The 20,129-nt window shown below is 36.9% G+C and carries 15 protein-coding genes, 2 tRNA genes and 2 pseudogenes; 14 read left to right on the top strand and 5 right to left on the bottom strand.

The window, feature by feature from the left end; all coding sequences use genetic code 11:
- The 7 genes and pseudogenes from ACRRVB_RS04155 to glyA form a co-directional block, all read left to right on the top strand.
- Window positions 1-189 (top strand): annotated as a pseudogene (locus ACRRVB_RS04155) (IS5-like element ISCca5 family transposase); the annotation flags it as partial.
- A gap of 223 nt (window positions 190-412) precedes the next feature.
- On the top strand, window positions 413-2,188 hold the full coding sequence (locus tag ACRRVB_RS04150) for a 30S ribosomal protein S1 (RefSeq protein ID WP_432466712.1): 1,776 nt from the start codon (window positions 413-415) through the stop codon (window positions 2,186-2,188).
- Between the two features lie 9 nt (window positions 2,189-2,197).
- A tRNA-Cys gene (locus ACRRVB_RS04145) sits at window positions 2,198-2,270 on the top strand.
- A gap of 82 nt (window positions 2,271-2,352) precedes the next feature.
- Window positions 2,353-2,439, top strand: a tRNA-Leu gene (locus ACRRVB_RS04140).
- Between the two features lie 395 nt (window positions 2,440-2,834).
- Window positions 2,835-3,911, top strand: a complete 1,077-nt coding sequence (locus ACRRVB_RS04135) for an HD domain-containing protein (protein WP_432466711.1) — start codon at window positions 2,835-2,837, stop codon at window positions 3,909-3,911.
- 175 nt (window positions 3,912-4,086) lie between these two features.
- The gene (locus tag ACRRVB_RS04130) at window positions 4,087-5,205 is read left to right on the top strand and encodes an ankyrin repeat domain-containing protein (RefSeq protein ID WP_432466710.1); all 1,119 of its coding nucleotides are present in this window, start codon (window positions 4,087-4,089) and stop codon (window positions 5,203-5,205) included.
- An 84-nt stretch (window positions 5,206-5,289) separates the two neighbouring features.
- Entirely contained in the window at window positions 5,290-6,570 is a 1,281-nt protein-coding gene (gene glyA, locus ACRRVB_RS04125; protein WP_432466714.1) for a serine hydroxymethyltransferase, read from the top strand.
- A gap of 40 nt (window positions 6,571-6,610) precedes the next feature.
- On the opposite strand, the gene ACRRVB_RS04120 is transcribed toward glyA, so the two are convergent.
- The 3 genes from ACRRVB_RS04120 to ACRRVB_RS04110 form a co-directional block, all read right to left on the bottom strand.
- Window positions 6,611-7,396, bottom strand: coding sequence for an ABC transporter ATP-binding protein (locus ACRRVB_RS04120; protein ID WP_432466713.1), 786 nt, complete (start codon window positions 7,394-7,396; stop codon window positions 6,611-6,613).
- A 10-nt stretch (window positions 7,397-7,406) separates the two neighbouring features.
- Window positions 7,407-8,150, bottom strand: a complete 744-nt coding sequence (locus tag ACRRVB_RS04115; RefSeq protein WP_432466709.1) for an MlaE family ABC transporter permease — start codon at window positions 8,148-8,150, stop codon at window positions 7,407-7,409.
- 264 nt (window positions 8,151-8,414) lie between these two features.
- On the bottom strand, window positions 8,415-10,196 hold the full coding sequence (locus ACRRVB_RS04110; protein WP_432466708.1) for a tyrosine-protein phosphatase: 1,782 nt from the start codon (window positions 10,194-10,196) through the stop codon (window positions 8,415-8,417).
- A 225-nt stretch (window positions 10,197-10,421) separates the two neighbouring features.
- On the opposite strand from ACRRVB_RS04110, the gene uvrB reads away from it, so the two are divergent.
- The 7 genes from uvrB (at window position 10,422) to ACRRVB_RS04075 (ending at window position 19,704) form a co-directional block, all read left to right on the top strand.
- Window positions 10,422-12,434: an excinuclease ABC subunit UvrB gene (gene uvrB / locus ACRRVB_RS04105; RefSeq protein ID WP_432466707.1), complete on the top strand. Its 2,013-nt coding sequence runs from the start codon at window positions 10,422-10,424 to the stop codon at window positions 12,432-12,434.
- A gap of 422 nt (window positions 12,435-12,856) precedes the next feature.
- On the top strand, window positions 12,857-13,774 hold the full coding sequence (locus tag ACRRVB_RS04100; RefSeq protein WP_432466706.1) for a hypothetical protein: 918 nt from the start codon (window positions 12,857-12,859) through the stop codon (window positions 13,772-13,774).
- Window positions 13,775-14,231: 457 nt separating this feature from the next.
- A complete protein-coding gene (locus ACRRVB_RS04095; protein ID WP_432466705.1) occupies window positions 14,232-14,531 on the top strand; it encodes a hypothetical protein in 300 nt (99 codons plus the stop codon).
- A 433-nt stretch (window positions 14,532-14,964) separates the two neighbouring features.
- Window positions 14,965-15,846 (top strand): hypothetical protein, encoded by an 882-nt coding sequence (locus ACRRVB_RS04090; RefSeq protein ID WP_432466704.1) that lies wholly within the window; start codon window positions 14,965-14,967, stop codon window positions 15,844-15,846.
- A gap of 25 nt (window positions 15,847-15,871) precedes the next feature.
- Window positions 15,872-17,230, top strand: a complete 1,359-nt coding sequence (locus ACRRVB_RS04085) for a hypothetical protein (protein ID WP_432466703.1) — start codon at window positions 15,872-15,874, stop codon at window positions 17,228-17,230.
- 314 nt (window positions 17,231-17,544) lie between these two features.
- On the top strand, window positions 17,545-18,243 hold the full coding sequence (locus ACRRVB_RS04080; protein WP_432466702.1) for a hypothetical protein: 699 nt from the start codon (window positions 17,545-17,547) through the stop codon (window positions 18,241-18,243).
- Between the two features lie 342 nt (window positions 18,244-18,585).
- On the top strand, window positions 18,586-19,704 hold the full coding sequence (locus ACRRVB_RS04075) for a hypothetical protein (protein ID WP_432466701.1): 1,119 nt from the start codon (window positions 18,586-18,588) through the stop codon (window positions 19,702-19,704).
- 31 nt (window positions 19,705-19,735) lie between these two features.
- On the opposite strand, the gene ACRRVB_RS04070 is transcribed toward ACRRVB_RS04075, so the two are convergent.
- Together ACRRVB_RS04070 and ACRRVB_RS04065 are read right to left on the bottom strand one after the other, a co-directional pair.
- A complete protein-coding gene (locus tag ACRRVB_RS04070; RefSeq protein WP_432466700.1) occupies window positions 19,736-19,894 on the bottom strand; it encodes a hypothetical protein in 159 nt (52 codons plus the stop codon).
- 45 nt (window positions 19,895-19,939) lie between these two features.
- Window positions 19,940-20,129, bottom strand: a pseudogene (locus ACRRVB_RS04065) (IS5-like element ISCca5 family transposase); the annotation flags it as partial.

The raw sequence follows: 20,129 nt of genomic DNA, 5'->3' as shown, positions 1-20,129 counted from the left end.
TTTATGTGCTATTGCTCATAACCTACGACTGATTACAAGAAAATTATTCTTAATACCCTCACAGTCAAATAAATTAAAACCTATATAATTAAAATTCTTAATCCAAAACCAGTTATACCTATATCTTGGGTAAGAAAAATAGAGCGCCTGATAAACCATATATATTATAAAGAAATATCCATTCAATAAATTTATTCAAAAATAATATTTCAGGGCCGACTACTTATAATATAGGTAAATCATACCAATCCTTATATTTTTTTTGTAACTTTAGGGCTTGTAAGGCAAATCTGAATGGTCAGATCATTGCACTTATGGTCGTATATTAATTTCATTTTTTAACCACACAAAGCAGCACCATGCAAATAATGTAGTGCTGTTTTTAACTAACAAAAGTCAATACCTCGCCCTTATGCATGCAACGGAAGGAGTTTTCAACTGGGATCAATATGACAATCCTAATAAAAAATTAGGCAGTGCATATACAGATCAACAAAAAGAAGATATGGCTGCCCTATATGGAGCTACTTTAAGCGCTATTAGTCAATATGAAGTAGTAAAAGGATCGGTTATAAGCATTACCCATAAAGATGTTATTGTTGGGGTTGGATACAAATCCGACGGTTTAATAGCTGCTTCTGAGTTTAGAGATCTACCCGATTTAAAACCAGGTGATGAAGTTGAAGTATATATAGAAGAAACAGAAAATACCAAAGGTCAGCTGGTACTTTCTCGTAAAAAAGCCAAATTGGTAAGAGCCTGGGAAAAAATTCAATATGCATTAGAACATGGAGAAGTTCTAGAAGGGCTGGTTAAGCGCAGGACCAAAGGAGGGTTAATTGTAGAAGTGTGTGATATTGAAACTTTTTTGCCTGGTTCACAAATTGATATTAGGCCTGTATTAGACTTTGATGTTTTTGTAGGTAAAACCATTGATGTAATCGTTATTAAAATTAACCATACCAATGATAATGTAGTAGTTTCTCATAAAGCACTAACTGAAAAAAAACTGGAAGGACAAAAATTTGAAATTATTAGCAATCTTGAAAAAGGACAAATTTTAGAAGGCTATGTCAAAAACATAACCAAATTTGGTGCTTTTATTGACTTAGGAGGAGTAGATGGCTTGCTCCATAAGCTAGATATGGCTTGGAGCAGAGTCAATCATCCAGAAGAGTTGTTCACGCTTGGTCAAAAGGTACGTGTAGTAGTTATTGGATTTAATGAAGATAAAAAACGTATTTCTTTAGGTATGAAGCAACTTCAAGAGCATCCATGGGATGCCCTTCCAGAAACGTTAGAAGTGGGATCTACCATTAAAGGTACCATAACCAATATTGCCGATTATGGTCTTTTTATAGAATTGATGCCAGGTATTGAAGGGTTTGTCTATGTTTTAGATATATCATGGTCGCAATACTTGCGTGATATCAATGAACATTATAAAATAGGTGATACCATTGAAACCTGCATATTGTCATTGGATCGAAAAAATTATAAAATATCTTTAGGCATCAAACAACTGACTGGTGATCCGTGGGAACATGATGAATTTTTATCTACCTATGCAGTAGGTACTACCCATGAAGGAGTGGTCCGAAACCTAACCCATTTTGGGGCTTTTATAGAGCTAGAGCCGGGTATTGAAGGCCTTTTACATGTTTCTCGTCTTTCTGACACCAAGCGGGTGGCACATCCTTCTGACGTTTTGAAGTTGGGAGAAAAATTAGAAGTGATTGTATTGGGTATTAGTCGGGAGAATAGACGCCTTTCACTTGGCTTAAAACAAGAAAACCCATGGGATATGTGTGAAAAAATCTTTCAAGTAGGTTCCTTACATAAAGGGACTATTCTAAAAAAGATTCCAGGTCGTGGCGCTATTGTTGAGTTAGTCCATGGTATAGAAGGACAAGTAGCACAGCACCATTTTATTAAAGCAGATGGTCAAGAGCCAGAAGTTGGAGAGGAGTTGGATTTTCAAGTAATAAAATGTGCTAAAGCGGATAAAAAAATAATTTTATCACATCAGATTCTTTTTAATCCAGAGGTAGACGCCAAAGTTGAAGCTAAAACAAGGGGAGAAGCAAAAGGAAAAATAGAGAAAGCACCATCTACTAGAGGGTTTGAAGCTTTTGCCAACTTGAAAGAACAGTTAGAGCAACATACAAAAAAGGAAAGTAAAGAATAGTTGCTTTTGGGTCGCGTGGCCGAGTGGTTAAGGCAGGGGTCTGCAAAACCTCTTATCGGTGGTTCGAATCCACTCGCGACCTCTAAGTTTACTGTTTTAAGTAGATGGAATGGAGTTGGCATCGCTATCTGTATGTATGCTTGCCGGTAATTTTTTTGTTTTTTGCCTGGGTGGCGGAATTGGTAGACGCGTTGGTCTCAAAAACCAATGATAGCAATATCGTGCCGGTTCGATTCCGGCCCTAGGTACCATTAAATGCTATGTTTTTAAGTTAAAAGCGCAGTAAAAGAATGATTCCTCTCTTTTTAATCAATTAAAAGTATAATAAAAATTTTTTGTTTAAAAAAGAGTATAGTATTACAAAATTCATAAACATATCGGTTTTATCTTTTGCTATGTTAAGGTATTTCATCTAAGTCATAATAATTGGCTTATTTTATAGGTTTTACAAAATTAGGATATTTCTTTTTCTATAGTTGGCCATACAAGTTTATAAAATTGTAACTTTAAATCGAAAGTTATAAACTTTACTTAAACTGCGCCATCGGTCAAAACGCACTTATGCTGGCATTGGTTTATGTAAAAAAATTTTTGATTGTATAGAATGATAAAAAGGAATGAGATACTTCACCTAAATAATTGGAATTTGCATCAACTTGCAAGGGCAGTCTCTAAAAATGCAAGCGATATCAAAGAAGTTTCGTCAACGTTGCAGGAGGCCTGTTCATGGTTAACCGCTGCCGAAGGAGCGCAAGATTCAAAAATATGTCAGCATCTTTTGAGGGAATGTATTCGGGTAGCTATTATTGCGGTTACTGAACTTTCTTTAAATTTAGCTGCTGTTGTTGCTGTGATCTTAGCACCACTTTTTTTAAAAGGGCTGGTAAGGAAAAAAGCTATTCAAAACTATTTTGGTTTAGAAACAGCTGCTATATTAGTGGAGTTGCGTAGTGTATATTATGGTAAGTTTCGCTCTAGTACCATTCTCAATGGTATAACCCATTCTGATGTAAGGCTTCCACGTATTGTGGCAATTTTGTTACAAATTGCTGATATTATTCGGGTAAACGCTAGTGGCGTATTGTTAGGCAGTGTGCATGCACCCTTAATTTACTATGCTGGTACTAAGTTGTTACTTGACTTAAAGCGTTTGTATATTCCACTTTCCCATAGAATGGGGTTGTATAATGTCCAAGCCAAATTGGCTGATTTTTGGTTGAAGCATACTTATACGTTAAGTTATTATTCCATTACGGCTAAGTTAGGTATGACCAAGTTGCAAAGACAGCAAAAGTTAAATCTTATTTCTGAGGAGGTCTATTCCGCTGTTCACGCACATGGCATTGATTTTATATTAAAAAAACGTATTAAATCTGTCTATTCTATTTGGCATAAGATTCGGAGGTTAAAAGTAGACTTTGATCAAATACATGATCTTGCTGCTGTTAGAATTATTTTAACAGGTATGGATGGTAAAACACTTCAAGAAGAAAAAATAGCTTGCTGGAAGGTGCTTACTATTCTCAGTAGTCTTTATAAGCCAATCTGTAATATTATGCGGGATTGGATTAGCATACCAAGAGATAGTAGCTATGAATCGCTCCATCTTACCTTTGAAACTTGTAAATATGGTCGATTAGAGGTACAAATACGTACAGAGCGTATGGATCATATTGCAGAACATGGTGAGGCAGCGCATTGGAAATACAAATATTTAGATTAGACGTTACGGATCTATAGGCGAATAGCTTTATTTGTTTCTTCTTATCTATTTAGATCGGTGGTAAAAACCTTCTATTCAGCTTCATTTCTCTTGATCCATAAGCTATCTAAATAGATAAGGTTATATTAATTCTTTTTTTATACAAAATAAAGCGTTATTTGGTCATTCAATAGATATGGAACGATTATCCCTTGTTTATTTTTCTATACAAAATACAAGCTTATTGATTGGCTTTTGGCTCTTATCCATCAGTGGATCATATAGTTATGCGCGTTCAGAAACGCATCAGGTACCAGTAGCCAATCATCTATCTACTGTAAACAGACCACTTATATGGGCCATTCAAGAAAATAATCTACAAAAGGTTACTGCTTTACTGATTGATAAAAAAAACATTAATAATCAGGATTTTTTAGGATATAGCCCATTGCATTATGCGGCTAAATATGCCAAAGCAACAGTGGTTGCATGTTTGCTTGAAGCCAATCCTTTATTAAATCAAATAAGTGTTAGAAATGGCCATACACCTTTGTTGCTGGCCATTGAAAGGGGACATAAAAAAATTGTCTCTCTTTTGCTGGCAGCTGGTGCAGATCCAAATATTTTAAATCATAGAGGATGCCATCCATTACAATTGGCTATTCAACAAAACAGAAAGGACCTTGTACAATTATTATTGCAAGCAGGTGCTATTTGTAATGCTACGCCTAACCCTTTATTCTTGGCCATTAAAGGACGAAGACTGCCAATCATTCGGCTGTTGTTGGCACACAAACAAATTATTGAAACAGAGGATAAGAATGGATATACGGCGTTGCATTGGGCAGCTAAACAAAATAGCCCAACTATTTTTCAAACCGTATTAAAGTCTGGTCATTTTAACATCAATGCTAAAGCAGCTAATGGTGCCACACCATTGCATCTTATAGTTGCCAATAAAAAAAGTAAGTTATTAAAAACTTTGCGCCATGTGCCTTTTTTGGAAGTAAATATACAAGATCGTACCGGGAGTACACCCTTACATTATGCAGTTGTTATGAATCAACTAGACGTGGTGAGTGGTTTATTGCGTTATCCTTCGTTGGATGTAAATGTACCCAATCACCTGGGTCAAACCCCTTTACATTATGCTGTTCAATGTCGACATACCGCTATAATAAAAAAACTATTGGTACATGTTGGTAATGGTTTATCTATACAAAACAAAGCAGGCATTACCCCATTAGAACTTGCTATGCATCAAAATAATACTAAAATTTATAAATTAATGTTGGCCTATATAGAAGCCTTTTAAGTATGACTTAATACCCGTACAGGGGTAGTTTATTCAATACGCGCTACCTATAGAATGGGGCTATCTATTATATATTATCCCATGATCGAACAAGATTCAATTATTTTTTCACTCATAGCAAAAGAAAAAATTCGTCAAGAAACAGGGTTAGAATTGATCGCTTCTGAGAACTTTGTTTCTGCCCAAGTAGCAGCTGCTACCGGCAGTATTTTAACCAATAAATATGCAGAAGGTCTTCCAGGTAAACGCTATTATGGGGGATGTGATATTGTGGATGCAGTAGAATCTTTGGCCATTGAACGAGCTAAAGCATTGTTTAAGGTAGAGTGGGTAAATGTGCAGCCGCATTCTGGTTCACAGGCCAATGCAGCCTTGATGATGGCCGTTTTAAAACCTGGGGATAAAATATTGGGATTTGATCTAGCCCATGGCGGTCACTTAACGCATGGCGCGCCTGTAAATTTTTCTGGAAAGTTGTATCAATCCTTTTTTTATGGTGTCAACCAAGCAACAGGATGTATTGAATGGGAGGAAGTGGCACAAAAAGCAAGAGTGGTACAGCCCGCTATGATCATTTGTGGTGCTTCAGCTTATAGCCGTGATTGGGACTATATACGGCTACGGGCCATTGCAGACGAAATAGGCGCATTTTTATGGGCAGATATTGCCCATCCTGCTGGTCTGATTAGCCAGGGGTTACTCAATAATCCTTTTCCTTATTGTCATTTTGTGACGACTACCACACATAAAACATTACGAGGCCCTAGAGGAGGTATGATACTCATGGGAAAAGATTTTAAAAATCCTTTTGGTAAAACCAATGCCAAAGGCATGGTTCAAAATATGTCTGCTTTAATAGATGCCGCTGTTTTTCCTGGTACACAAGGTGGACCATTGGTGCATAGTATAGCCGCTAAGGCTATTGCTTGTTACGAAGCGATGAGCACCGACTATAAAGCTTATGCCATACAAGTACAGCGGAATGCCAAAGTTATGGCGCAGGAGTTGATGGATAGAGGCTATAAAATTGTATCTGACGGAACAGACAACCATCTATTATTGCTCGATCTATCTAGTAAAAATATTACCGGTAAAAAAGCGGAAGCAGCCTTACAAAAGGCAGCTATTACCACTAATAAAAATTTAATTCCTTTTGACCGTACGAAGCCACAAGTTACCTCAGGTATCCGCTTAGGTACTGCTGCTATAACGACTAGGGGGTTGGTAGAAGCTGATATGGTACGGGTAGTAGAATGGATTGATCGTGTTCTTAAGAATTTTGATCATGAATCTAACATAAAAAAAATAAAGGAAGAAATTAATACATATATGTGTCATTTCCCCTTAACAGTGGTAGATCATTAGTGGTTATACCTATCGGGTTGAACAGCCTGTCAGAAGTTTTCTACTTGATTGTATAGTTGTTTACCTCTATTTCCCTTTTTCTCTTAAAGAGCAGCTCTTTAATTTTGCCGACAAATAGAAAATCTTCTAGTTCCACTAGATTCGTATGTAAAATATCTTTAGAACAACCCTCCCACAATTTTTTACCTTGGTACAAGAACAAGATAAAATCGCCCAGAGATAAAATAGTATTCATATCGTGGGTTACTACTACTGTAGTCATGTTGTAAGCATAGGTTACCTCAGCAATTAGTTCATCTATTTTAAGTGCCGTTTGGGGATCTAGTCCTGAGTTAGGCTCATCACAAAATAGGTATTTAGGATGGTTCACAATTGCTCTAGCGATTCCTGCCCGTTTTTTCATACCACCACTTAGCTCATTAGGCATTTTGTGGGCTACATCTGGCAAGCCTACTTGTGAGAGACATTCATGGACACGATCTTTCTTTTCTGCTGTACCCATATTGGTTAGTACATCTAATGGGAAACGGACATTTTCTTCTATATTTTTAGAATCAAACAAAGCCCCCCCCTGGAAAAGCATACCCACTTTTTTTCTTATTTCGGTTTGTAGTAGCTTATCACCATAGATTAGATCACGTCCATCAAAAAGCGAAAAGCCCTCATCCGGTAAAATCAAACCAAGTAAGCATTTGACCAAAAGACTTTTCCCAGTTCCACTGGAACCGATTACCAAACTGATTTGCCCTGTTTTAAATAGACCACTGATCTTATTTAAGATGATTTTATTATTAAAAGATTTAGAAATATTTTCAAAGGAAATCATGGTATGTCGTTTAGATACGATGGCTGAGTAAACCATAGACTAAAAATAAATCTGCAATTAAAATCGCAATACCACTATTGGTAACGGCACTTGTACTAGATTTTCCTACATCTAATGATCCACCTTTTGTACTAAATCCTTTGTAACAAGCAATGGAAGAGATAAGAAAGCCATAAACCAAAGATTTATAAATGGCTACATGCACATCATATGCATCAAATGCATTTCTTAATCCATTGATATAGGCTTGAGGGGGGATGGAAGTAAGCCATTTACAAGAAAGGAACCCACCATATATAGAAAGAAACATAGCAATAATAACCAGGAATGGATACATTAAAACAGTAGCAATAATTTTGGGTAAAACCAAATAATTATTGGCATTTACACCCATAATCTCCAATGCATCTATCTGCTCACTAATCCGCATCGTGCCCAGCTCGCTGGCCATACTAGAACCTATTTTGCCCGTAAAAACAATACCAATTACCGTTGGCCCTAACTCAGAAATGGTCATATTGCGTACCGCAATACCTATAAAGTCTTTTGTAATAAATGGATTGGTTAATTGGGAAGCAAGCTGGATACAGGTCGCTCCACCCATAAAAATGGAAATAATACAAACGATAAAAAGAGAATCCACTCCTACTTGGATACATTCTTTGGCAACCCGAGACAAAAACATTCGATATGGAATAGGGTTGCCAAACATTGCACGTAAAAAAATTAGATATGCGCTAAATGCTTTTACCATAGCTTATAAGAAAAAACCTCTACAATCAACTAAATATTACCCCAGCCAAAATAACTAAAAAATATATAGCAATCAAGTGATCATCTTGATTTATCTACTCTACCTTATTGGTCTATGGTTGCCCGTTATAGCCATTCATTTAAAAGCAGTACAGTTTCACTAACTTAAACAGTTCGTTTTGTTTTATCGTGAAACCGAATAACTAATAAAAAATTTGTTAAAGCGTTAATACCAATAATTATAAAAATGCTAACGTTTATCTACTTAATTTAGGTCGATTGATGTGGACAAGGCTGTTTTGGGAAAGAGTTCGTTCGTAATATTACGGGAAATATCATTGTTTCTCACAGGTTTCATGCCAAATCTTCCAGCCATTCCTCCGTTAACTGAAGCCAAAAACTGATAATGGGAAGCATAGGCTAAGCTGGTATAGACCTTAGTACCCTTTTCTATATCCAACGATGGGTCATGCATACGAATCATATTTCCATCGACCAAGACACTCATAAAACCAGTTCTGTCTTTGCCACTTTTGCAACTAAATAAAACGGATGAAGTAGGCGTCTTTTCGCCTAGTACGGCTTTGCATGAAATATAACTTGATCCAATAGTAGCATAGTAATTATTATGTAATTGTGTAACGTTATGGATAAGTGTGTTTTCGTAATCAGCGTTTTCAGTAGCTTCTTTTAATAGATTTAATTTGCTAAAGTAGCGTTTATCTTTTGGATTTTTGACCTTTTCTATTTCTTTTTGCCGATCTTTTTTATTACCCTCTTTAAAGGCTTTGCATAGCCCTTGATAACGATGCTTATCTTTATTTTTTTTAGGGTTGTAAAAATGGATACTTTCTTCTATAAGTTTATCAACCTGAGGTCTAAACATAGGCGTTGTAAAAGTACCCAATTCATTGATGGGTATATACATAAATTGGTTATCACCTACTACACGACGCGTTCCTTCTACAATAGGTTTTTCTCCACCTAGTGTAGGCGAAAACAGGTTGTGATTTAAAGAGATCACTTCTATGTTTTTAACAAATTGTTGAATTTGTTCCCAGTTATCATTTGTAATGGTTTCGTCTTTCCATTGGGTAGGTGAGACCAGTGCGCCACTATGGTAATAGCGGCCTAACGTAATCGGCTTATTATATTGATCATAAGCTAAAATCCTTTTTTGATAACCATTTCTGCATCCCGGAATATTTCGAATTTGGGTCGGAATATAATGGTTGCCTCCTAAAAATTTGTCAAGATAGCCATCAATTAATTTTCGTTCAAATGGATCTAAACGGTTATACCAGTCTGCAGATTTTCTTTTTCTAAATGCCGATTTCTGTTTTTCTGTTAACTGCAACCACTTTTTATCCTCTAAACCAAATTTTTTATCATTTATCTTGAATACAGTTGTAACGTTGTAATGGGTATCATCTAGTCCAACGTAATTTTCTGCTAACCTTAATTTTGTATTGATAGAAGAAATTTCTTCATTTGGCAGTACGATTTCATGTAGTTGTGCTACAACTGTTTTATTTATATCTTTCAATTTTTCCATCCAAAAGTCTTCTCTTTCTTTTTCATCATACTTATACTGTTCCATAAATGTATGGGCCATTTTTTCAAACGGAGTACCATTTTTTTCATATAATTCGCATATTTTTTTTGCGGCACGATATATATTCATGATTTGCACCGCATAGTCTTCTGCAGCGTATAGACTATCGCTTTTGTCTATTACTTCTCGTATCAAGTTATCACCCGATAAATGCCATCTAATGCCTCTTTTTACATCCGCTATTTTGCGCAGTATTTCAATATTGGTTTCAAAATCAAAGGCTACATCGTTCTTTTTATGCTCAACTGACTTTGACAGCTGTTCTATTTGCTTATGTTTAGGGTTACAGTCAGCTATAGCTTTGATATGAGCAATTTTACTTATAGGTGGTGGTGTTAGGTCAGATGGGTTATTGCTTGTATAACAGCTGCGAAAGGCTGATAAAAATACCATTAGATGGCCCAGAATCATATAGTGTTTAGAATAGACCATTTTTATTTTTAACGATATATTGAGTGAATTAGATAGATAACTATATATCAATGGTATTGGTTTTAAATAAAAAAAACAAATATACTCCTTTGTTTCATAAAATATGTCTCCTATTTGTCTACACCATGCATTAGCCTTGGAGCCATCTTACTTTTTTCGTATAATGCTACATTAGCTGCCTTTTTCTTACTTTATTTGCCTCTTTACCACCTTTTCTTTTCCACTATGTCATTTAAAATTGTGTCACCTTATCAACCTGCGGGCGATCAGCCAAAGGCGATTTTAGAACTTGTATCACACATCAACCGTGGCGTATCCAGTCAAGTACTGATGGGCGTTACAGGATCTGGCAAAACTTTTACGATAGCCAATACCATTGAAGCCTTAAATAGACCTACACTGGTGATCAGCCATAATAAAACATTGGCTGCACAATTGTATAGCGAGTTGCGTGCTTTTTTTCCCCACAATGCGGTTGAGTATTTTGTATCCTACTATGATTACTATCAACCAGAGGTCTATTTACCAGCTAGTGATATCTATATAGAAAAAGAATTGGCTATTAATGATGAATTAGAACGATTGCGCCTTAGTGCAGTGGCTGCTTTATTAAGTGACCGAAGAGATGTAATTGTGGTCGCCTCTGTTTCTTGTATTTATGGACTTGGTGCGCCCGCATCTTTCAAAGAGAATAGCCATTTATTTAGGGTAGGCTGCCGATTGTCTCGCAATGATCTTTTGAAACATTTTGTAGATATGCTTTATAGTCGGGACGATAGTGTATTTAAACGGGGTCGTTTTCGCGTAATGGGCGATACCATTGATTTATTTGTAGCCTATGCCGATTATGGTTATCGTTTTATTTTTTGGGGAGATGAACTAGAGGCCATCCATGTCATAGATCCAGCTTCTGGTAGAAAGACAAAAGCGCTCCAAGAAGCATTTGTTTTTCCCGCCAATCTTTTTGTAATGGGCAAAGATGTACTAGATGGTGCCGTAAGCAAGATTCAACAAGATCTGCATATACAGGTCAACTATTTTAATGAAATCGGTAAATTTGAAGAAGCCAAACGGTTACAGGAAAGAACGGAACTAGACTTGGAAATGCTTCGAGAGTTAGGTTATTGTACCGGCATTGAAAATTATTCGCGTTATATAGATGGCCGGTCGGTTGGAGAACGACCTTTCTGTTTGTTAGACTATTTTCCTAAAGACTATCTGATGGTTATAGATGAAAGCCACGTTACCATTCCCCAATTCAGGGCTATGGCAGGAGGGGATCGGGCTAGAAAGATCAATTTGGTAGCACATGGTTTTAGGTTGCCCTCTGCTATGGATAATCGGCCATTGCATTTTAATGAATTTGAACAACTGATCCGACAAGTCATTTTTGTTAGTGCAACTCCTGCTGATTATGAACTAGAACGTAGCCGTGGCCTAGTGGTAGAGCAGATCATACGGCCAACAGGATTGCTAGATCCTGAAATAGAGGTTCGTCCCACGCTCCATCAAATGGACGATATTTTGGAAGCAATCCATCAAGTTGTAAAAAAAGGAGAACGGGTATTGATTACCACCCTCACCAAGCGTATGGCAGAAGAACTGACCGATTATTTAGTCCATGCCCATATCCGTTGTCGGTATATCCATTCTGAGATCAAAACATTAGACCGTGTCACCATATTAAATGGCTTACGAAATGGTACCTTTGATGTGTTGGTTGGGGTAAATTTACTGCGCGAAGGGTTAGACCTGCCCCAGGTCTCTTTAATGGTTATTTTAGATGCAGATAAAGAAGGATTTTTGCGCAATGCCCGCTCACTGATTCAAACCATAGGAAGGGTTGCACGCCATACAGAAGGGCGTGTATTAATGTATGCAGATAAGGTTACCCCATCTATGGAACAAGCAATAGGCGAAACAGAGCGTAGGCGTGCGTTACAAATGGATTATAATGCCCAACATCAAATTATTCCTAGTGCCGTATACCAAAAACAAGCTACCATAGATTTAGAGGATCAAATGTTACCCCCGCTTATAGAAGCAACAGATGATGATGGCGCTTTCCCTATGGTTGTTGCTGATGGTACAGCCCTTTATGAGAAAAAAGAAACGATAGAAGCCCGTATTCAACTATTAGAACATAAAATGTACCAAGCGGCAGAAGCGTTGCAATTTTTAGAAGCAGACCGACTAAAAGAAATGATAGAAAATCTAAAAAAACAGCAGAATAGCTAGTAGAAATATTTTGTTCTTTTAATTTTTTTTGGTACCATTCAATAGGGGCTTGTAGCAACAGGCGTTGCAGGTATAAAAGAGACTACATCACGTGATGCGTTATGGAGTGCCTCTCATTGCCTCTACTTTTCTATATAAAACTTACTTCATTATAGAATAGTAGATCAACGGTTTCCAGCATTGCTGCACCCGTTATCAGCAGACTGTCTATGTTGTTGCCATACCACTGAATGTAATAAAAAAGTTCAATATAGACTTTTCTATATCCATTTTTTGACCTTATTTTTTCACCCTATTTTAATGGTCTAAAGGGGCCATTGGTAAGTGGTGATGTAGCCAGCCTAGCATAGGATTGGCATAGCCTTATGGGCTAGTTTTTGAAGCGTTGAAAAAAATAATATACAAATAAACAAAAAATAACTATGGCGTACAAATTTAATACACTTAAATCTATTAAGAAAGGGCTAATAGGTCCAAATATACTTTTCCCAGCTGCTTATCTTTTATTTAGTGCAGAGGTCTGTACAGGGGGCGCTAAAAACAAACCAAGTAACCAAATGGGGCAGGTATTGCATGCCTCATTGTCAGCTAAACCAGTTGTTCTACAAGATAAGGTAGTAGAAAATTTAGAGCAATCTAAAGATAAGACAGAGGGAGTATCCACCGATTCAGTTGATCAATCTAATACGATAGAAGAAGATGTAGAGGGATCAGAAGGTAAGGCAGAGGAGTCAGAAGAAGCCAATCCAGTCAACCAATCCAATAGGGAAGAAGGGCTAAAGGCATTAGAGGGTAAGACAGAGACGTTGGCAGCAACCAAGCCAGATGATAAACCAAAAGTTGATATAAAACCTGTACTATCAGAAGCAGGAGGACCAGCAGGAGTAGGCGTAGGAATACTAGTAGCACCAACAGTATCAGCACCAGTAGGAGCAGGAACACCACCACCACCACCAGTACCACTACTAGGAGCATTACTAGCAGGATCAGGAGCACCATCAGCAGCAGGAGTAGGAACACCACCACCACCACTAATGCCATCACCATCATCACCAATGCCTGTACCATCAGCAAAAATAGTAAAAGCAGTAAAAGCAGAAACAGTAAAAGCAAAAACCCCAAGACTACAGGTTACGAGCGAAGACATTCGGAGTGTTCGTAAGAATTTAAGAAGAAGCAATGTTGAACAAAATGCTGCTGACGTTTCTATGGAACATCTAAAGGATAATCAACCGATACAAAATGAACAGAGCAGTAATGCGTCTATTCAGCCGTGTAACCAGCAGAATCAATCCTTACCTGGTAATAAAGCCCATACTATAATCATTATTGAAGAATAAGCATTCAATTAGGAAGTGGATATTTCTTTATTCACCTTCCACTAGGCTTTGGTAACCGATTGGTCGCTAGATCCATTTATAGGTATGTCCTATTGGTGCAGTGAGCGTTACCTTTGTCTTTTTGCAAAGCAACGTTCCCATCTAACTAAATAAATAGGTAATGGATGCAATCTACTAGACTAAATAGCACGCGCATTGGAAAAAGTTGTGGTAAGACAGTGGGATGTTTAAAGCTGGTTAGAAAATCAGCTTGGCTGGGTTTGTAGAGTGGATTCTGATTTTCAGCTTTAAATATACACTGGCCGCAACTTTTTCATCAGCGCTTGATTTTTTGGCTACTTTTTTATCAAGAAAAAAGTAGCATGTAAATCGTCTAAATGGGGCATAAATAGATGCTATGGAGGCATCTAAAACAGTTAAAGTTATTTATTAATATATAAAAAACAAAAAAACAACTATGGCCCTTAAATTTAATACACTTAAATCTATTAAGCAAGCGCTAATAGGTCCCAATATACTTTCTCCAGCCGCTTATCTTTTATTTGGTGCAGAAGTATGTAGTAGAGGGATTCCTCAAAATCAACCAAGCAGCCAAATAAATCATATAGCTCGTTCATCTGATCAACCCACTGGGCCATTTTCTCAAAATAAAGAGAAAGACATCTCAGATAGATCTGTACCACCTTCTACAAAGCCGAAAAAAAAAGTACGTTTTAATAACGATGTAACCATAAGGTATTTTAGCAATGCGTTGTAAATTGGTTACATAAAAACTACGTTTTGGTAACTAGTTTGCCGTTCAATACCTTATATAAGCAAGCCATATTGGTTCAGTAGAAGTTGCTTTTGTCTTTCTTTCAAGGTAACGTTACCAGATAGTTGAACAAATAGGTAATAGATATAATCTACTAGACTAAATAGCACGTCTATTGGAAAAGGTTGCGGTAAGGCAGTAGCTGGTTAAAGCTGATTGGATAATTAGATTGGCTAGCTCTGTAGGGTGAATTCTGATTTTCAGATTTAAATACCCATTGGTCGCAAGTTTTTTGATTAGGCTTGATTTTGTGGCTACTTTTTTATCAAGCAAAAAGTAGCGTACAAATGGTCTAAATAGAGGATACATAGACGGTATGGAGGCATCTAAAACAGTTAAAGTTATTTATTAATATATAAAAAACAAAAAAACAACTATGGCGGTTAAATTTAATACAGTTAAATCTATTAAGCAAGCGCTAATAGGTCCCAATATACTTTTTTCAGCCGCTTATCTTTTATTCAGTGCAGAAGTATGTACTGGGGGGATGTCTAAAAACCAACCAAGCAGCCAAATAAATCATATACCTCGTTCATCATTGGCAGGTAAACCAGTTGATCAAATGAATAATGTAGAAGGGCTAGAAGAGGCTTCCTTCAATACATATGGGTTAGGTCTATATCAATCGGTTATCCCGGATAAAATAGGGAAACATGAGGTATTAAATGATCTGGTTGCACCGAAAAAAAAAGTTGTATTGGTTTCGGATGGAGATAAAGTAGATGAATCGCTAGTCAGCAACCAGTCGCAAGTGGAGGATATATCACCTAAACAGTCTGTGGAAACTAAGGTTATAGATGGATCCAATAGGCCAAATGAAAATATGGATGGATCTGACTATACTGATGGACCAGCTAATGATACCAATATTATTGGCCAAGAGCTGCTTCGACAACAAAATATACTACGTGTTTTACATACGGATTGTAATCAAGGTTGTTTTGGTGGTAAAGATATAGGTTACTGTTACCATCGATTTGATATAAATAAGATTCTAAAGGATGCTCCTACTGAAAACATCATTGAGATAAGGCATTTTGTTATAGTAAGCTGTCTAAAAGCATCTGAAGGCGCCTACTTTTTTGATAAAAAAGCAGAAGTAGTAGAGTGGTTTTTCAAGCAACCCCTTCAATATATTGCTCATCAATATGACCGGTCCATATTGGATCTTGTAATAAAACAGGTTAAAGAAAACGAGCATGCCTATAGCAAGCGCATAACCGATTTAGTTGAAGCATTAATCGAAAAAATTGGTTAGGCTATTACGTATACTTTAGTAGTTCATGAACTATACCTCTAAACTAGGAGGCATATTAGCAGCTATTTATAATAAACAAAAAACAGTTATGTCATGTACATTTAATACACTTAAGTCTATTAAGAAAGGGCTAATAAGTTCCAATATACTTTTTTCAGCTGTTTATCTTTTATTTAGTGCAGAGGTCTGTACTAGAAATAATAAAAACAGATCAGTCAGCTATAAAACCAATGCCTCGCCGTTGGGATGGCCATCCGAGCCAGTTCCGTCTCCGGATGCAATAAAAGGGATGGAGCCATCTGCAGGTAATGGAGATGGGTCAGTTGAATCGTTGTCTGTAAATAGATCGGTTGTATCATTACCATCCGAAGCATTGGCAGTAGAAAAAGCATCCGAATTAGAGTCATCAGCAACGGAAGTAGAAAAAACGGAAGCAGCATTGGCAGTATCAAAAGCATCGGAAGCAGTGTCAGCAGCAAAAAAGGAAGCAGAGGTGATAGCAAAAGCATCAGTAGAAGCGGAAGTAGCAAAAAAGGAAGCAGAGGTGATAGCAAAAGCATCAGTAGAAGCGGAAGTAGCAGTAAAAGCATTGGCAGCAGCAAAACCAGTAGTAAAACTAGTAGCATCTGCAGCAGTAAAAAAGGAAGCAGTAGCAGCAGCCAATTCAGTTTCGCGCCTGGATGGAATAGAAAGTTTAGAGCCATCTAAAGGTAATATAGATGAATCAGTTGCATTATCATCAAAAAAAGAAAAGAAAAAACGGAAAAAAGCAAAAAGAGCAGAAGAAATATCAGCCCCTCAGGGGTCTGTTACTATTACAAATAATTATGAAAAAAAGGAGACTGACAAGAAAACGGGGACTGTGGTGAAGAATATGAAGAAGGTGAAGAAGTTATGGAATCGTTTAGGTAATTCAAAAGCAAAACCCAAAAATAGTCCTTATTCATCTATGCCAGTTGACTGTCAATTAGAAAGTAATATTAATAGGAATCAAGTCAATGAATCGTCATATGGTCATCAAGACAATAGAAAAAAAAAAGATTTATGCGTTGGGCCACTGGTTTCAGAGGTTGAAATAACGCAAAAAGTCGAAAAAAACGTTGTATTGAATCATTCAGTAAATATGGGTCCATCAGTAGATAATAGTTTAGTAGATCAAGTGAAGCTAAACAATGCAACAAAAGATGCTGAGGCAAACAAAAAGTTGCAGCAAGACCTAGATGAACAGTTGAGCTGTCTAATATCATTATCAAATGGTATAGTATCAACAGATAATAGGTCAGTGGATGAAGCAAACAAAAATGATGCACCACAAGGTGGTCAGGAAGACAAGGTTATTCAGGAAATGAAAGATATGATAAATGATTGCGAAAGCTATCTCTAAACAGGAAATTAAAACTTTATAAAAATTCCAATGAGCCTTACTAGGCTCTAGGAGCTAATTAGATAAGAAAATCGTAGGACGCGCATTGGAAAAAGTTGTGATAAGACAGTGGATGGTTAAAGCTGATTAGAAAATCAGCTTGGTTGGGTTTGTAGGGTGGATTCTGATTTTCAGCTTTAAACATACACTGGCCGCAATTTTTTTCATCAGCGCTTGATTTTTTGGCTACTTTTTTATCAAGAAAAAAGTAGCATAACAATGGCTAAGAAATAATGTTTAACTATTAAAATCAATTAAAGAAGAAACAAACACATATGGCAACCAAGTCTAATATATATAGATCTATTAAGCAAGGACTAGTACATCCCAATATACTATTTACAGCTGCTTATCTTCTATTTAGTGCAGAAGTGTGTACTGGGGCTCTTAAAAATAAACCAAATGGATACAGTGCCCATGTGCCTCTGTTGTCATTGGCAGCCAAGCCAGTTGATCAATTAGATACCATGGAAAGACTAGCGCAATTTGAAGTTAATCCATATTGGTTGGATCTATGTCATGCAAATAGATCGCCCTTATCTATAAATGTATCGACTCCATCGTCAAAACTAATATCAGAAAAAGTAGCGGCTGGAGAAATAGCACCAAAAAAAGTAGCAGTGGTACCATCAGTAGAAGAAGAAAGAATAGCAGGATCAGCAGGAGTAGTAAAACAACCAACAGAAGTAGCAGCAGAAGGCTTAGCAGCCTCAATATCATCTCCTGAAACTCATAAAGATTTTGATAATGTGAATCCTAGTGATAAAACGATTAAGATTACATTTAACCCTATACAACCTAAAAAGTTTGGTATCAAGTCTCTAGCGCCGGTGGTTACTAAGTGTTTTGCAGCAAACGCTACCCTATCCAATAGTTTACCAGCTCTGGATGTACCAACAGATAATAGGTCAGTGGATAAAGCAAACAAAAATGATGCACCACAAGATGTTCAGGAACACAAGATTATTCAGTAGATGGAAGATATGATAAATGATTGCGAAAGCTATCTCCAAACACGAAATTAAAACTTTATAAAAACGCCAATGGCAGGTTTTAGCAGTTAATTGGATAATAAAATAAATGGTATGCGCATTGGAAAAAGTTGCGGCCAGTGGATGGTTAAAGCTGATTAGAAAATCAGCTTGGTTGGGTTTGTAGGGTGGATTCTGATTTTCAGCTTTAAACATCCACTGGCCGCAATTTTTTTCATCAGCGCTTGATTTTTTGGCTACTTTTTTATCAAGAAAAAAGTAGCATAACAATGGCTAAAGAATAATGTTGAACCATTAAAAGCAATTAAAAAAGAAAAAACACATATGGCAACCAAGTATAATACATGTAAATTTATTAAGCAAGGACTAGTACATCCCAATATACTATTTACAGCTGCTTATCTTGTATTTAGTGCAGAGGTCTGTACCTCTTCTTCTAAACATAGGTCAAGGAATGGAATAGGCAATGGCTATGTAGCCACACCGAAAGTCAAGCAAATTAATAAGATAGAGGAGATCATCGACTCTGAAGGTGAGAAGCTACGTGATGATGAGAACCGCTTGGATTCGGTTGTATCAATAGATCCATCAGAAGACGATGCGCTATTGGATACAGATACACCTGATACAGATATCCCTACTTTCCCTATAGAACCATTAGAACAGTCTGTTGTGCAAGATAAAGTAAAAGCATCTCCAGAACCATCAGGACAATCCGTTGTGCAAAACGAAACAAAAACATCTTTAGTGGGTACAATATCTAGTCTAAAGCGGCAGAATGATTCAAATTGTGTGATGGATTTAAGTAGGGGAAATACAGATGGTATAGACTCTTCCTTGCCGACATCTTCACAGGGTCCTAGTTGCTTGATGTCTTTTAACAATCAAGGGGATTATTTTACACAACCACCTATTTTGCCTATCAAATCTATGAAGGATAATACACATGGTATGCCAGATTCAAATTGGGAAAAGGAAAAGGATAAGCATACGGATGGTGCACCACTACCTCCGCCAGTAGAAGATCATACTCTAACATCTTCAAACTGGGAAGAGGATGGGAATAGGCATAATGAAATTAATGGTAATAGTATAAATGAACCGAAACCAAATGATCCAGTAAGCTTGAGAGATCGGATAGGGAATAACGTTATATTCAATCAAAGAAAAGGCGTATTCGGACGATCGAATGATGGATCGGATCATGAATCAGGTAGTGAATCCGGTGATGAATTCGAATTTAGTGACTTGGAAGATAGTGAATTGGATAAGAATCAGTTAGAAAATGAATCTAACATAAAAAAAATAAAGGCACTTAATCAAGAACAACAGAGGAATTTAGATCGTATTGCAGGCAAACTTTACACAATGCAGCTGGATCCGGATCATAAAAATCATGTTTGCTATGATGGGACAGATAACCCTATTGAATGGACTTCGTGAGTCTTTCCATCCCCCAAATGGGGTTACCACCCTACTGCTTCCAACCAGTGGCCGTGTGCAAAGCTTCCAATATTGCTTTGCCACCTGCCAGTAGGTTGAGTGCTTTGGCCGTTTCTAGATCAGCCCATAGGTAATCGGTATGTTCGTGATTCAGCACAATGGTATAGTCAGATGGCTCCGTCCTAGGCAATACCACTTTAAATAGTCGGCCCTGAAATATTATTTTTGAATAAATTTATTGAATGGATATTTCTTTATAATATATATGGTTTATCAGGCGCTCTATTTTTCTTACCCAAGATATAGGTATAACTGGTTTTGGATTAAGAATTTTAATTATATAGGTTTTAATTTATTTGACTGTGAGGGTATTAAGAATAATTTTCTTGTAATCAGTCGTAGGTTATGAGCAATAGCACATAAAA

Origin of the sequence: Candidatus Cardinium hertigii, from assembly GCF_050864855.1 — a bacterium.
GTDB classification, from domain to species: Bacteria; Bacteroidota; Bacteroidia; order Cytophagales; family Amoebophilaceae; genus Cardinium; species Cardinium hertigii_C.
The sequence above is the reverse complement of the archived record's forward strand: the minus strand, read 5'-3'. Positions and strand labels throughout refer to the sequence as shown.